The organism is Kluyvera sp. STS39-E (assembly GCF_040932435.1).
Taxonomy (GTDB): domain Bacteria; phylum Pseudomonadota; class Gammaproteobacteria; order Enterobacterales; family Enterobacteriaceae; genus Kluyvera.
Genome location: NZ_JBFQGA010000014.1, coordinates 34967 through 48970, shown reverse-complemented (window position 1 = coordinate 48970; position 14004 = coordinate 34967). Strand labels below are relative to the sequence as shown.

Below are 14004 nucleotides of genomic sequence, written 5' to 3'. Positions count from 1 at the left end.
GACGATAATGACGGTAACAAGCATGTTAGACAAAGTTTTGAGAATTGCCACACGCCAAAGTCCGCTCGCTCTCTGGCAAGCGCACTACGTACAAGAACGCCTGATGGCCTGCCATCCTGGGCTTACGGTGACGCTTGTCCCGATGGTGACCCGCGGCGATATTATCCTTGATACCCCGCTGGCTAAAGTGGGCGGCAAAGGGCTTTTTGTTAAAGAGCTGGAGCTGGCTCTGCTTGAAGGTCGTGCCGATATCGCCGTGCACTCCATGAAAGATGTCCCCGTCGAGTTCCCACAAGGGCTGGGCCTAGTCACCATCTGCGAACGAGAAGATCCGCGTGACGCCTTCGTGTCTAACCATTACGCCTGTATGGACGACCTCCCGGCGGGCAGCATCGTGGGGACTTCCAGCCTGCGCCGCCAGTGCCAGATTGCTCAGCGTCGTCCGGATCTCGTGATCCGCTCGCTGCGCGGTAACGTTGGTACGCGTCTCAGTAAACTCGATAACGGCGATTATGATGCCATTATCTTGGCCGTTGCCGGGCTAAAACGCCTTGAGCTAGATGCCCGCATCCGCCAGCCAATGCCGCCGGAAGAGTCTCTCCCAGCTGTGGGCCAGGGCGCGGTAGGCATTGAATGCCGCCTAGACGATGAGCAAACCCGCGCGCTGCTTGCTCCGCTAAATCATGACGAAACGGCCATTCGCGTTTGTGCCGAGCGGGCAATGAATATGCGTCTGGAAGGCGGCTGCCAGGTACCTATTGGTAGCTATGCTGAACTGAAAGATGGCGAGCTTTGGCTGCGTGCGTTGGTTGGCTCACCGGACGGTAGCCAGACGGTACGCGGCGAACGTCGTGGCAAGCCAGAAGATGCGGAAAAAATGGGCGTAGAGCTTGCCGATGAGCTGCTCGACAACGGTGCCCGCGAAATCTTGGCTGCGGTTTATGACGGAGATGCCGCCGTATGACCATTCTGGTGACCCGCCCCTCCCCGCAAGGTGAAGAGTTAGTCAGCCGTTTGCGCGCGCTGGGGCAGGTCGCTTGGAGTTTCCCGCTTATTGAATTTACTCCCGGCCGTGAACTCAATACGCTCGGCCAAGCGTTAAGCGTACTGGGCAGCGAAGACCTCGTCTTCGCCCTGTCGCAGCACGCAGTTAGCTTCGCCCACGCCCAGCTCCAGCAGCAGCGCCTTCACTGGCCCGCATCACCACAGTACTTTGCCATCGGACGCACCACGGCGCTGGCGCTGCATCAGGTCAGCGGTCTTGACGTTCGCTATCCATTAGATCGGGAAATTAGCGAAGTGTTGCTACAATTACCTGAATTGCAAAATATTGCGGGTAAAAAAGCGCTCATCCTTCGCGGTAACGGCGGCAGGGAATTGTTGGCCGAGACGCTCATCGCGCGCGGCGCACAGGTAACCGTATGTGAATGCTATCAACGCAGCCCTGTTCACTACGACGGCGCGGAAGAAGCTATGCGTTGGCAGTCGCGTGAAGTCACAACGCTAGTCGTTACCAGCGGCGAGATGCTGCAACAACTTTGGACGCTCATTCCCCTTTGGTACCGGGAACGCTGGCTACTTAAATGCCGGTTACTGGTGGTGAGTGAGCGCATTGCAAGACAGGCCCAGGAGATGGGCTGGCAGGATATTCAGGTTGCCGATAGCGCAGATAACGATGCGCTGCTGCGCGCACTAGATAACTCTCAAAATTGGAAGCCATAATGACGGAACAAAAAGAGAACTCCGCCGTGGTTGAAGAGTCCGTGGATGCCGTGAACGTCACGCCGCAGCCCGAATCTCATAAGCCAGAAAATGCTGAGAAAAAAAATAACAGCGGAAAAACCAGCCTCGTGCTGAGCGCGGTTGCTATCGCCATTGCGCTCGCGGCAGGCATTGGCCTGTACGGCTGGGGTAAACAGCAGGCCGTCAACCAAACCTCGACTAGCGACACCCTCGCGAATCAGCTCATCGCGCTGCAAAAAGCCCAAGATGCGCAGAAAGAGGCGCTGGAAACGACCATCAAACAGCAGGCGCAAGAGCTGAACGCGGCGAAATCCCAGCAGGATGAAATGGCCAAACAGCTGGATGAAGTGCAGCAAAAAGTGGCGGCAATCTCCGGTACCGACGCGAAAACCTGGCTCCTCTCGCAGTCCGATTTTCTCGTCAAGCTGGCCGGTCGCAAACTTTGGAGCGACCAGGACGTCACCACTGCCGCCGCGCTGCTAAAAAGCGCCGACGCTAGCCTTGCCGACATGAACGATCCGAGCTTAATCACCGCTCGCCGGGCATTAACTGAAGATATCGCCAGTCTCGCTGCGGTTTCACAGGTAGATTACGACGGCATCATTCTCAAGGTTAACCAGTTGGCAAACCAAGTGGATAACCTGCGTCTGGCGGACAACAACAACGATGATTCGCCGATGGACAATGACGATAGCGAGCTATCGGCATCGCTCGGTGAATGGCGCGTGAACCTGCAAAAAAGCTGGCAGAGCTTTATGGACAGCTTTATCACCATCCGCCGTCGTGATGAGACTGCCGTACCGCTGTTGGCACCAAACCAGGATATCTACCTGCGGGAAAATATTCGTTCCCAGCTGTTAGCCGCCGTGCAAGCGGTGCCTCGCCATCAGGATGAGACCTACAAACAGGCGCTGGATAACGTATCGACCTGGGTTCGCGCTTACTACGATACGGAAGATGCCGCGACTAAGGCGTTCCTCGATGATATCGAAAAACTCAGCCAGCAAAGTATCAGCATGGATGTGCCAGAGACACTGCAAAGCCAGCCGATTCTGGAAAAGCTGATGCAAACCCGTGTGCGTAACCTGATGGCTCAGCCTGTCGCCAGTGCGCCCGTTGATGCACAACCAGCCGTGACGGAGCCTGCACAAGAGCAGCCAGCCGCCGCCGCGCCGCAAGGAGAATAATCAATGCTGAAAGTTCTCTTACTCTTTGCACTGCTGATTGCGGGCATCGTCGTAGGCCCAATGATCGCAGGACATCAGGGCTACGTGCTGATCCAGACGGACAACTACAACATTGAAACCAGCGTCACCGGGCTGGTCATCATCATGATTCTGGTGATGGTGGTGCTGTTCGCGCTGGAATGGATACTACGCCGCATTTTCCGTACCGGTGCCCATACCCGCGGCTGGTTTGTAGGGCGTAAAAGCCGCCGCGCGCGCAAGCAAACAGAGCAAGCGCTGCTGAAGCTGGCCGAAGGTGATTATCAGCAAGTTGAAAAACTGATGTCGAAAAATGCCGACCACGCGGCGCAGCCGGTGGTGAATTATCTGCTGGCTGCGGAAGCGGCGCAGCAGCGTGGCGATGAAGCCCGTGCGAATCAGCATCTGCAGCGTGCGGCAGAAAGCGCTGGCAACGATATTATCCCGGTTGAAATCACTCGCGTTCGCTTGCAGCTTGCGCGTAACGAAACCCACGCGGCGCGCCACGGCGTCGATAAGCTGCTAGAAATAGCGCCACGTCACCCGGAAGTGCTACGTTTGGCCGAGCAGGCCTATATTCAAACCGGCGCATGGAGTTCGCTGCTGGACATCATCCCGTCAATGGCGAAAGCACAGGTCGGCGACGATGCTCACCGTGCCGCGCTGGAACAACAGGCATGGATTGGTCTGATGGACCAAGCGCGCGCCGATCGGGGCAGCGAAGGGCTACGCGAGTGGTGGAGAAACCAGAGCCGCAAGACACGTCATCAGGTTCCGCTCCAAGTTGCCATCGCCGATCACTTGATTGAATGTGACGATCATGACACCGCTCAGCAGATCATCATTGATGGCCTGAAGCGACAGTATGACGATCGTCTCGTCATGCTGATCCCGCGTCTGCACACCAACAATCCGGAGCAGATGGAAAAACTGCTGCGCCAGCAGATCAAAACGGTCGGCGATCGTCCATTGTTGTGGAGCACGCTAGGCCAATCGCTGATGAAACACGGCGAGTGGCAGGAAGCAAGCTTGGCCTTCCGCGCCGCGCTTAAGCAGCGTCCAGACGCCTTCGATTACGCGTGGCTTGCCGATGTGTTAGACCGCCTGAAGCAGCCGGAAGAAGCCGCGACAATGCGCCGCGATGGGCTGATGCTGACGCTACAAAACAACCCACCGGCGTAATGTTTAACGTCTATCGAAAGGGGCCATCTGGCCCCTTTTTTATGCGCCTAACCCAGCCAATTTTTACCATAAAAAAACGCCTGCTCTTTTTGAGAGCAGGCGTTAAACAGGTTTAATTCGACAACATAATAGGTGCTTCACTCAACGTTATGTCCATGGTGTCTGATGAGGCTAAAGCGACATCTGTCAGCGGACGATAAGCACCGTAAACGGCTCTGCATCATTCCTGGGTTTATGAGGCCGTAAGGCGAGCATAAGAGATGGAATGAGCATCTACGCGGCGCATTATGTCACAGGAGCCAGAGGGATGACACCTTCAGTTACATAAAGATGACTGTTTTTTTGACGCTAAAAGAAGGGGAACCAAAGTGGGAAAAGTGGAGTGTGCCAAAAGACAGAAAACAAAAAACCCCGCCGAAGCGGGGTTCAAAATTGGTCGGCGAGAGAGGATTCGAACCTCCGACCCACTGGTCCCAAACCAGTTGCGCTACCAAGCTGCGCTACTCGCCGAAATACTGCATACTGCTTTTTGAATTTTTAGTTCAATTCGTTTTTTTGTAAACGGAAGTCCCGTAAACAAAAAACCCTGCCTGAGCAGGATTCAAAATTGGTCGGCGAGAGAGGATTCGAACCTCCGACCCACTGGTCCCAAACCAGTTGCGCTACCAAGCTGCGCTACTCGCCGAAATTTTGCTTACTGCTTTTGAACGTTTCGTTCAATTCGTTAAAGTCGTGGTGCGAAGGGAGGGACTTGAACCCTCACGTCCGTAAGAACACTAACACCTGAAGCTAGCGCGTCTACCAATTCCGCCACCATCGCATGTTCACAACTCTAATCAAATAATGGGGTGGCTAATGGGATTCGAACCCACGACAACTGGAATCACAATCCAGGGCTCTACCAACTGAGCTATAGCCACCACTGCAAATCTCTTCCACGCGGTTATAAAAACCACCGCAGCTCCAGCACCGGGTAAATGGTGCGCCCGACAGGATTCGAACCTGAGACCTCTGCCTCCGGAGGGCAGCGCTCTATCCAGCTGAGCTACGGGCGCTTAGCGCCGTTGCGGGGTCGGATATTACGGACTTCCTACCCCGCTGTCTAGTGCCTTTTTAAAGAAAATTACCGTTTGCTTATGCTTTGCGCGTTTTGTCGCTTATTTCTGCAATTTTTGCACTTCCGCGCCTTGGCTCATACCAAAAACCTTATAAACCAACGTCACGATGGCCAAAAATAGCGCACCGACAAACAACGACATGCGCGTATCTTCATTAATGCCCATGCCAATTAGCACGCAAACTAAGAACGCCATGGTCAAGTAGTTGGCCCACGGGAACAAAATGGAGCGGAACGGATGGCTGGCAATCGCTTCTTTATGTGCCTGACGAAAGCGCAGCTGGCTTATCAGAATAACAAACCACGGCACCATCCCCGGCAACACGCTGGCGCTATAAACATAGACAAACACGCGCTGCGGATTTGGAATGATGTAGTTGAGGCACGACCCCACCAACAAAATCGCGATAGACACGCTGACACCGACCGCTGGTACGCCGTTTTTGGTAACCTTCGCCACAGCCGCTGGCAACTGACGGTTTTTCGCCAGTGCGTAGAGCATACGCCCGCAGCTATACATGCCGCTGTTACAGCCGGACAGCGCCGCCGTCAGCACCACAAAGTTAATAATGCCGGCAGCGGCGGTGATACCAATTTTGGCAAAAGTCAGGACGAACGGGCTGCCGTTAGTACCAATTTCGTTCCATGGGAAGATGGTGACGATGACGAAAATCGCGCCCACGTAAAAAATCAGGATACGCCACAGTACTTTGCCGACCGCGCTGCGCAACGTCACCTGTGGGTTTTTCGCCTCACCGGCGGTCATACCGATAAGCTCTACGCCCTGATAAGAGGCCACAACAATACACAGCGCCGTCAGGAAGCCCTTCCAACCGCCGGCAAAGAAGCCGCCGTGCTGCGTCAGGTTGCTAAAACCAATCGCGGTGCCGCCATTGCCAAAGCCAAAGAAGATCACGCCAAGCCCGATAACGATCATCACAATAATCGTGGTGACCTTAATCATGGCGAACCAAAACTCAATCTCACCGTACAGGCGTACCGCCGCCAGGTTTGCCAGTGCCACCAGCCCCACGGCAATCAAGGCGGGTATCCACTGCACCATTTCCGGGAACCAGAACTGCACATATACCCCAATGGCGGTGATTTCCGAGATGCCTACCGCCATCCACATAAACCAGTATGACCACGCGGTCAGATAGCCAAAAAACGGGCTCATATAACGGTGCGCGTAGACGGCGAACGAACCGGTCACCGGTTCGATAAACAGCATCTCGCCCATCGAGCGCATAATGAAGAAGACAAAAATCCCCGCCAGAATATAGGCCAGCAGCACCGACGGCCCAGCCCATTTCAGGGTACTTGCCGACCCCATAAACAGACCGACGCCTATGGTGCCGCCGAGGGCAATTAGTTCGATATGTCGGGCTTCCAGACCGCGCTGGAGCTCCGGTTTTTTCTCTGCCATAAATCCTCTTGTGTTTGCATATGCCCGGTCGATGCCGGTTTTATTTTTATATTAAAAATAGATGTCTGTCGGACTTGGGCCGCTACGTAAATCGACGTAGAGGCCGTCAGGGCATGCGAATGGTTTAACAAATTCGAATAAATGGCAAATATAAATGAGGAATAAAGTATCGAGGATGTGAATGTATCACGCAGAAAATGTGCGATACATTCACGGTTATACGCAGAAAATTCAGAGGTTATTGGTGTAGTGCCAGCGTAAATAGCGTAACAGGCGTAGCTGGCGCTTAATGCGGCTTGGCTGAGCCAGCAGACGATACAGCCATTCCAATCCTAAGTTTTGCCACACCTTTGGCGAGCGTTTTACGTGACCGGTAAAGACGTCGTAGGTCCCGCCTACGCCCATATAAAGCGCATCAGTGTGCACTTGGCGGCAGTCGCGCATCAGGATTTCTTGCTTCGGCGAGCCCATTGCGACGGTCACAATTTTCGCCCCGCTGGCGCGAACACGTTCGAACAAGGCCGGACGCTCCTCCGGTGTAAAATAACCGTCCTGCATGCCCACCAAATTAACGTTCCACTGCTGACGCAGCTTCTCAGCCGTCTCAGCCAGTACTTCGGGTTTTCCACCGATCAGAAATACCGGTGTGCCTTCCGCTCCCGCTCGGGCCATCAGCGCTTCCCACAGATCGGCGCCCGCCACGCGTGAGACATCGGCATCAGCGTATTTTTTACGCACTGAGCGCACGACGCTGATGCCGTCGGCGTATTTAAACTCCGCCGCGTTGATCAACGTCCTCACTTCGGCGTTATCTTCCAGCGTCAGCATTTTCTCGGCGTTTATCGCCACCAGCGTCCCCTGCTTCAGATTGCCATCCGCATACAGGTAGTCCAGCGCGTGCTGCATATTGCGCCAGCCAATCAGCTGCAGTCCGCGTAACGTATAGGTTGGCGCGGTCAGTGAATCAGCCATTTTATCCTTCTCCAACGTGCGAAGGGCGTTTAAACCGCTGATGTATCAGCCCCGCGCTTTCAAACAACCAGTACAACAATTTCGCCACCAGCAAGCACACCCCAAAGATCACCATAAAAAAGACCACGCGAGAGCCGAAGGAATCCAGTCCTTCGCGGGCTAACACGATCATGTTGAAGATCGCACCAAAACAGAAACTGTGCAGAATCGCTGCCTTATAGCGATTTGGCTCCTGGTTGCCCAGCATATACAGCCAGTCAAACCATTTAATAATCAGCCCGACGACCACGGCACCCAATGGCACAAACCACATACCACCCATCACCACCAGCGAACCAATCAGCGTGGGGGAGATAGCCAATCCTGAGTGGTTATTCAAGACTTCCCAAGTAAAGTAGTTGGCGGTATTGAGCACGATGCTTGGACGAGATGGCCAAACCCAGCTGGGGATAAAGACGTAGAAATCACGCACCATCGGTGCCAGACCCTGAAACTCTATCTTGTCGTAGTGTTGCAGTAGCAGCGCTAGGTTTTCCCACGGCGAAAAAGTGTCGCGGGTGAGATAAAGGAACGTGTAAAACGCCTCATCCCCACTCACGTCCATGCCATAACGCTTAAGCGCCAACCAGAACATCCCAACAATGCCCATCACGCCGGCAGCAACTAACATCCACAGCGAAATCCATCCACGAATAATGCCGATAAATAAGAAGATGGCGAAGGCGATAATAATATTGGCGCGCGTCCCGCCAACGATAGCGTAGGTCAGCAAGCCAAAAGCAACGGTCGCAATGAGGAAACCAATCCACGCCTTCCAGCTCGGTTTTAGGAAATAGACCACCAGCATCGCCGGAATAAAGAAGTAGAAGAAGCGTTTAAGCGCGACCCCGGAAACTTCACTCGAGAAAATCTGGCTGTACGAATGCAGCTTAAACAGCAAAAAACCGTTGTGCAGGAAGAAAGTACCGACCGTAAACAGCGCCAGACTCATCAGCAAAATCCAGGTAATGTGCGTTTCCACCCGATTCATGGTGAATAACGGGCGGTGCGTGCTATTGGCGCTTGCTGAACGTAACCGCGTTTTGTAAGTCACGTAGTACACCGCGTAGAAGCAGACCGAAATCAACAGCGTTTGTAGCAGCACATCCGGAGGCGACACGCCCACGCCGAAACGGAACACCAACGTACAGGTCAGCGGGAAGCCGAAGAAGAAGGTCAGCAAAAACAGTAGCGAGAAGAAAACGTTGAAGTTAAAACGCACGCGACGAAATTCAAACCACGTCAGCGTGCCAATAAACAGCGTCGATAACAGCCAGACGGCAAACAGCCCGGTGAATTGCATTTCGCTCATACCGCCTCTCCCGCCGCCAGTTTCAGCGCTCGATGCCATGGCGCCAGATAGTTAGGTTTGAAGAAGGCGATGTCGTTTTTATCGACCAGCGCCAGCTGACGCTGAGCTTCGCGCACCACCGATACGGTTAGCGTATCATCAGTGAGCAAGACCGGAATGTGCTGCTCGGCCATGTCCTGCCAGAACGGGTTCTGCCGATTCAGCACGCAGGGAATACCCGCCTGAATCAATAAACAAAGCGTGCCAATCCCCTGCTGGCGGGCGAAAATAAAATAGCCTAGGTCGCAGCGACGCAGTAGCGCGAGATAGTCATCAAACGCCATTTTTTCACGCAAAATCTGTACATTTTCGTGACTAAACAGCGCCTGTGCAGCCTCGCTGACCTCGGAAATATAAGCATCATTGTTAGCCGGATAGCCCATCGGGACAATCACGTTCACGGTGTCACCGAACTGCTGATGTACCGCTTTTAACGCGGCCACGTGTTCGTTGCTGCGATCGCCTGAGTTGCCAACCAGAACCGTTAGCTTTCCGTCGCGCGGCATGGCCGTTGCCAGTGTATTTAACGTCGGGTCCATCCGCGTAGGGAAATAGAGCAATTCACCGGGCACCTGCTGGTGCATAGCGGCAAAATAGCTAAGGTCACCACGGGTGGCGAATACCCGCCCAACACGCCCCTGCGCCATACGGCGTAGCGGATAAAACAGGCGAAACTTCAGGCCGCGTGAGACTTCATACAGATCCGCTCCCCAGATATGCCAGCTCATCTGCGACGGCTTCAGACCGCCGCTGAGTAGTGCCAGCCAAATCCCAGTATTAAACTGTCCATGGAAGAAGAAACGTTGCTGACGGTTTCCTTTCGCTTTCGCGATAACGGCTTTTGCCAGTGATGATTTATCGTCATAGCGGTCAATGGTCAGCGCCGGGAATGCGGCTGACAGACTCTCATCTTTGCTGACCACCATAAACTGACGGGCGTGCGCGTGCTCAACGGCAAGCTCATCGGCAAAAAACCGAAGCACCGTCTGGTTATGATGAGGGATATCCGATCCCAGGATATGTATCAGTTCGGTCATTGCCGTTTACGCCAAATGAAAAATACGCCGCAGCACAGCGTGAAATAAATAATATAGGTTGCCATGTAGGCCTGTGCCGCTCCCAGCGCACCATGTGCGGGGATCAGCCAGTGGGAAAATGCCGTTAGCAACGTAAACTGACTCAGTTCGGCCAGAATATAAAAACGTAGTGACGCCCTAGCAATCACTAAATAGCCAAAGACGTAAGCACCTACTTTCAATACATCGCCCACCAGCTGCCAAGCAAACAGGTCGCGCATGGCGACAAACTTTGCCGAGAACAGCAGCCAGATAGCAAAATCGCGCAACAGCCAGACGGTCAGGCTGGCGGCCGCCACCGCCGGTAAAACAAACTTCAGCGAGCGGCCGATTTCACGTGAAATATCCTGCTTCGCCGTCAGCCGCGAGAGCGTCGGCAGCAGATAAACGCTAAACGAGGCGGTAATAAACTGGAGGTAGGCATCTGAAATGCTGCTTACGCCCTGCCAAATCCCCACTTCATCCCAGCTGTAATGCGCTGCCATCAGGTTTCGCATCATCACGTAGGCCACCGGCATGGTGATCGAGGTAATGAGCGCCATCAGCGTGAATTTACCCAGTTGGCCCGCCAGCGGTGCATCCCACTGTGGTTTGAGATAACCCCACGGAATGGTGCCACGCCGGGTCAGCATCACCGCCGCCGGGATAACGATAAGCGCAGGAACCAATGCCAGCCCAAGCAGTGCGCCTTCATATCCGCCAAGCCGATAGCAGGCGTAATAGGCCACCACGCCAATCAGACTACCAGCAATCAGCGACAGCGCATTGCCCGCAGCATCGCGGAAGCCTTTCATCAGCGCCAGCAGCAGGTTCGCCCACGCAATTCCCATCTGCACCAGCGCTACCAACCGCACCAGTCCCTGATAATCAGTATGTCCAAACAGGCCTTGGCTTATCGGCGCCGCCGCCAACAGGAAAATCACCGCCAGCAGCGTCGAGAACCCCAGCACCATCGCTGATGACGTCCCCACCACTTGGCGTAAACGCGCCGGGTCATCGTGGTGCTGAGCAACGAACTTCGTCACGCCGTTAAAAATGCCCGCACCAGCCAGAACGCCGAGCACCGTCACCAATTGACGGAAATTCCCCGCCTGGCCGACGCCCGAAGGGCCAAAGGAGACCGCTAATAGTTTGACCACCAGCAGTCCAACGCCAATTTTTACCAGCGTGGACGCGGCGGTCCACACCGAAGCTTTAGCCAACGACATATCAGGCGAAGTAGCTCAGCAGCGTATTGATAACCGTACGCTGATCGACCGTCGACAAATTGTAGAACAGTGGCAGACGAAGTAAACGCTCACTTTCTTTCGTGGTGTGACGATCTTCGCCGCGGAACTCACCAAACTTCTCACCAGCCGGGCAAGAGTGCAGCGGAATATAGTGGAATACGGCCATAATTTCGGCCTCTTTCAGCCAGCTAATCAGCGCGCTGCGGTCTTCGACATCGCGCAGCTTAATGTAGAACATATGCGCGTTATGCCCGCAATCTTCTGGAACCACCGGCAGGTCAATCCGCCCGGCGTTTGCCAGCGGCAGCAGTGCATCGTAGTAGCTCTGCCACAGAGACAAACGCTGTTTGTTAATGCGCTCGGCGGCTTCCAACTGCGCCCACAGATAGGCAGCCTGCAGATCGGACATCAGGTAGCTGGAGCCAATATCGCGCCAGGTATATTTGTCCACCAGCCCACGGAAGAACTGGCTGCGGTTAGTGCCTTTCTCACGAATAATTTCGGCACGCTCAACCAGCGCCCTGTCGTTAATCAACGTCGCGCCGCCTTCACCACCGGCGGTGTAATTTTTGGTTTCGTGGAAGCTAAAGCAACCGATATGACCGATAGTTCCCAACGCGCGGCCTTTGTAGGTCGACATCACGCCCTGCGCGGCATCTTCCACCACGAACAGGTCATATTTCTTCGCCAACGCCATGATGGTGTCCATCTCGCAGGCGACGCCCGCGTAATGCACCGGCACGATAGCGCGGGTTTTATCGGTAATCGCCGCTTCAATCAGCGTTTCATCGATATTCATCGTCTCTTTATGAACATCGACAAACACAATTTTCGCCCCGCGCAGGACAAAGGCGTTGGCGGTAGAGACAAAGGTGTAGCTTGGCATGATCACTTCATCACCCGGCTGGATGTCCAGCAGAATGGCTGCCATCTCAAGCGAAGCGGTGCAAGAAGGCGTCAACAAAACTTTGGCACTGCCGAAGCGTTGCTCCATCCATTGCTGGCAGCGACGGGTAAAACCGCCGTCGCCGCAGAGTTTGCCGCTGCCCATCGCGGATTGCATGTAATCGAGCTCTGTACCCACGACCGGTGGGGCATTAAATGGGATCATGATGTCACCTGTATAGCCAATAAGCGGTGCTGACAACGTTAGCCCCGCTGTGAATATAGCGTTTAAGTGCTGCGGTATTGCCGGCTTGCGTCGCCACCCGTAGCGTCGACAGGCCACGAGTATGCGCCCAGCGCACCGCCGCCTGCATCAATTCGGCCCCCAAGCCGCGCCCGGCCAGCAGGCCGATGCGCGCTTCACGGGCGTTTAATTCTCGTAGGGAAATAAAAGCGCAGATAGCCTGATTTGCATCGCGAAAAACTAGGCACTGATTATCAAAAGTGCCTTTGACCGCGTTCTCAATCCATTGCGCATAAAAGCGCGCGCTAGCGTCAGGGGCATACCACGGCGCGCGGAAGCGACTTAAGGCAAATGCTTGCGCGGCAAAATGACGCAGCGCGGGAATGTCCGATGCTACCGCAACTTCAGCGGAGGTCATCGCCACCGGCGTCACTGGGAGCGCTAAATCCACTTCCCCCTCAACCAACTGAAAACCCAACTGTTGGAGAGCATCAAGCTCCGCCATCTGATGAGCGGCAATTTTAACCTGCACTCGCGACCAGCCAGCCAACCGTTCAGAGGTCAGCAGCGGCGCATCGTCAGCCAGGCGGACAATCGCACTATTGACGTTAAAAAACTGATTTTCCCACGTCAGGGGTTCAATATTGGCGCGGACGGGCACGAAGAAGCTCCAGCAGATATTGGCCATAGCCCGTTTTGGCGAGCCGTGCGGCGGCGCGCTTCACGCCTTCGTCGTCCAGCCAACCATTACGCCAAGCTATCTCTTCCAGACAGGCAATTTTAAAGCCCTGTCGCTTTTCTACCGTCTGCACAAACATACTCGCTTCAATCAGGCTGTCGTGTGTGCCGGTGTCTAGCCAAGCAAAACCACGGCCCAGTAGTTCAACGGTCAGTTTGCCATCATCGAGATACATTTGGTTAAGGGAAGTGATCTCCAGCTCACCACGCTCCGAAGGCTTCACGCGCTTGGCGTAATCAACAACATCGCCATCGTAGAAATAAAGCCCGGTCACTGCCCAATTTGATTTCGGATGTTTTGGTTTCTCTTCCAGCGACAATGCATGAAAGTTATCGTCAAATTCCACCACGCCGAAGCGCTCCGGATCCATGACCTGGTAACCAAACACCGTAGCGCCTTCTGCACGTGACGCAACGTGACGCAGTTTTGGGCTAAAGCCTTGGCCGAAGAAGATGTTATCCCCCAGCACTAAGCACGAAGGCTCGCCATTCAGGAATGTTTCACCGATGATAAATGCCTGCGCCAACCCATCAGGGCTTGGCTGCACCGCATACTGCAGCGAGATGCCAAACTCGCTGCCGTCACCCAGAAGCCGCTGGAAGCTGCTTTTGTCTTCCGGAGTGGTGATAATCAGAATCTCATTGATCCCCGCGAGCATCAGTACCGACAGCGGGTAATAGATCATCGGTTTATCGTAAATAGGTAGCAGCTGTTTTGACACACCACGGGTGATTGGATGCAGACGAGTACCAGAGCCGCCAGCAAGAATAATACCTTTCATGCTTTTCCTCCTCAG

General features: G+C 54.5%; 12 protein-coding genes and 5 tRNA genes. 4 read left to right on the top strand and 13 right to left on the bottom strand.

Translation table 11 applies throughout. The annotated features are described in order from the left end of the window. The first annotated feature begins 22 nt into the window (after positions 1 to 22). Genes hemC through hemY form a run of 4 tightly spaced genes read left to right on the top strand, consistent with a single transcriptional unit; the run spans position 23 to position 4130 of the window. Positions 23 to 964, top strand: a complete 942-nt coding sequence (gene hemC / locus AB4K05_RS23190) for a hydroxymethylbilane synthase (RefSeq protein ID WP_368482050.1) — start codon at positions 23 to 25, stop codon at positions 962 to 964. After that, positions 961 to 1722, top strand: coding sequence for a uroporphyrinogen-III synthase (gene hemD / locus AB4K05_RS23185; RefSeq protein ID WP_368482049.1), 762 nt, complete (start codon positions 961 to 963; stop codon positions 1720 to 1722). Before hemC ends, hemD begins: the two co-directional genes overlap by 4 nt. After that, the gene (gene hemX / locus AB4K05_RS23180) at positions 1722 to 2930 is read left to right on the top strand and encodes a uroporphyrinogen-III C-methyltransferase (RefSeq protein ID WP_368482048.1); all 1209 of its coding nucleotides are present in this window, start codon (positions 1722 to 1724) and stop codon (positions 2928 to 2930) included. Before hemD ends, hemX begins: the two co-directional genes overlap by 1 nt. A 3-nt stretch (positions 2931 to 2933) precedes the next feature. Continuing rightward, a complete protein-coding gene (hemY, locus tag AB4K05_RS23175) occupies positions 2934 to 4130 on the top strand; it encodes a protoheme IX biogenesis protein HemY (RefSeq protein ID WP_368482047.1) in 1197 nt (398 codons plus the stop codon). Positions 4131 to 4563: 433 nt separating this feature from the next. Here hemY and AB4K05_RS23170 read toward each other — a convergent pair. The 13 genes from AB4K05_RS23170 to rfbA form a co-directional block, all read right to left on the bottom strand. Continuing rightward, a tRNA-Pro gene (locus AB4K05_RS23170) sits at positions 4564 to 4640 on the bottom strand. A 98-nt stretch (positions 4641 to 4738) separates the two neighbouring features. Then, positions 4739 to 4815, bottom strand: a tRNA-Pro gene (locus AB4K05_RS23165). Between the two features lie 48 nt (positions 4816 to 4863). Then, positions 4864 to 4950: transfer RNA gene (locus AB4K05_RS23160), tRNA-Leu, on the bottom strand. 24 nt (positions 4951 to 4974) lie between these two features. Continuing rightward, positions 4975 to 5050 (bottom strand) — tRNA-His (locus AB4K05_RS23155). 58 nt (positions 5051 to 5108) lie between these two features. Then, positions 5109 to 5185 (bottom strand) — tRNA-Arg (locus AB4K05_RS23150). 102 nt (positions 5186 to 5287) lie between these two features. Beyond that, positions 5288 to 6673 carry an amino acid permease gene (locus AB4K05_RS23145; protein WP_368482046.1) on the bottom strand — a complete coding sequence of 462 codons (1386 nt, stop codon included), beginning with the start codon at positions 6671 to 6673 and terminating at the stop codon, positions 5288 to 5290. 231 nt (positions 6674 to 6904) lie between these two features. Next, on the bottom strand, positions 6905 to 7645 hold the full coding sequence (gene wecG, locus AB4K05_RS23140; protein WP_368482045.1) for a lipopolysaccharide N-acetylmannosaminouronosyltransferase: 741 nt from the start codon (positions 7643 to 7645) through the stop codon (positions 6905 to 6907). Position 7646: 1 nt separating this feature from the next. Further along, positions 7647 to 8996 (bottom strand): ECA oligosaccharide polymerase, encoded by a 1350-nt coding sequence (gene wzyE / locus AB4K05_RS23135; protein WP_368482044.1) that lies wholly within the window; start codon positions 8994 to 8996, stop codon positions 7647 to 7649. After that, positions 8993 to 10072, bottom strand: coding sequence for a TDP-N-acetylfucosamine:lipid II N-acetylfucosaminyltransferase (locus AB4K05_RS23130; RefSeq protein WP_368482043.1), 1080 nt, complete (start codon positions 10070 to 10072; stop codon positions 8993 to 8995). Before AB4K05_RS23130 ends, wzyE begins: the two co-directional genes overlap by 4 nt. Beyond that, positions 10069 to 11319 carry a lipid III flippase WzxE gene (gene wzxE / locus AB4K05_RS23125; protein WP_368482042.1) on the bottom strand — a complete coding sequence of 417 codons (1251 nt, stop codon included), beginning with the start codon at positions 11317 to 11319 and terminating at the stop codon, positions 10069 to 10071. Before wzxE ends, AB4K05_RS23130 begins: the two co-directional genes overlap by 4 nt. Before the next feature lies 1 nt (position 11320). After that, positions 11321 to 12451: a dTDP-4-amino-4,6-dideoxygalactose transaminase gene (gene rffA, locus AB4K05_RS23120; protein WP_368482041.1), complete on the bottom strand. Its 1131-nt coding sequence runs from the start codon at positions 12449 to 12451 to the stop codon at positions 11321 to 11323. A 4-nt stretch (positions 12452 to 12455) separates the two neighbouring features. After that, on the bottom strand, positions 12456 to 13130 hold the full coding sequence (gene rffC, locus AB4K05_RS23115; RefSeq protein WP_368482040.1) for a dTDP-4-amino-4,6-dideoxy-D-galactose acyltransferase: 675 nt from the start codon (positions 13128 to 13130) through the stop codon (positions 12456 to 12458). Then, positions 13108 to 13989 carry a glucose-1-phosphate thymidylyltransferase RfbA gene (gene rfbA, locus AB4K05_RS23110; RefSeq protein WP_368482039.1) on the bottom strand — a complete coding sequence of 294 codons (882 nt, stop codon included), beginning with the start codon at positions 13987 to 13989 and terminating at the stop codon, positions 13108 to 13110. Before rfbA ends, rffC begins: the two co-directional genes overlap by 23 nt. Between the last annotated feature and the right edge of the window lie 15 nt (positions 13990 to 14004).

Bases quoted from the DNA above. Each gene is read 5' to 3' on its own strand.
- hemC (WP_368482050.1), top strand. From the start codon at position 23: ATGTTAGACAAAGTTTTGAGAATTGCCACACGCCAAAGTCCGCTCGCT.
- hemD (WP_368482049.1), top strand. From the start codon at position 961: ATGACCATTCTGGTGACCCGCCCCTCCCCGCAAGGTGAAGAGTTAGTC.
- hemX (WP_368482048.1), top strand. From the start codon at position 1,722: ATGACGGAACAAAAAGAGAACTCCGCCGTGGTTGAAGAGTCCGTGGAT.
- hemY (WP_368482047.1), top strand. From the start codon at position 2,934: ATGCTGAAAGTTCTCTTACTCTTTGCACTGCTGATTGCGGGCATCGTC.
- AB4K05_RS23145 (WP_368482046.1), bottom strand. From the start codon at position 6,673: ATGGCAGAGAAAAAACCGGAGCTCCAGCGCGGTCTGGAAGCCCGACAT.
- wecG (WP_368482045.1), bottom strand. From the start codon at position 7,645: ATGGCTGATTCACTGACCGCGCCAACCTATACGTTACGCGGACTGCAG.
- wzyE (WP_368482044.1), bottom strand. From the start codon at position 8,996: ATGAGCGAAATGCAATTCACCGGGCTGTTTGCCGTCTGGCTGTTATCG.
- AB4K05_RS23130 (WP_368482043.1), bottom strand. From the start codon at position 10,072: ATGACCGAACTGATACATATCCTGGGATCGGATATCCCTCATCATAAC.
- wzxE (WP_368482042.1), bottom strand. From the start codon at position 11,319: ATGTCGTTGGCTAAAGCTTCGGTGTGGACCGCCGCGTCCACGCTGGTA.
- rffA (WP_368482041.1), bottom strand. From the start codon at position 12,451: ATGATCCCATTTAATGCCCCACCGGTCGTGGGTACAGAGCTCGATTAC.
- rfbA (WP_368482039.1), bottom strand. From the start codon at position 13,989: ATGAAAGGTATTATTCTTGCTGGCGGCTCTGGTACTCGTCTGCATCCA.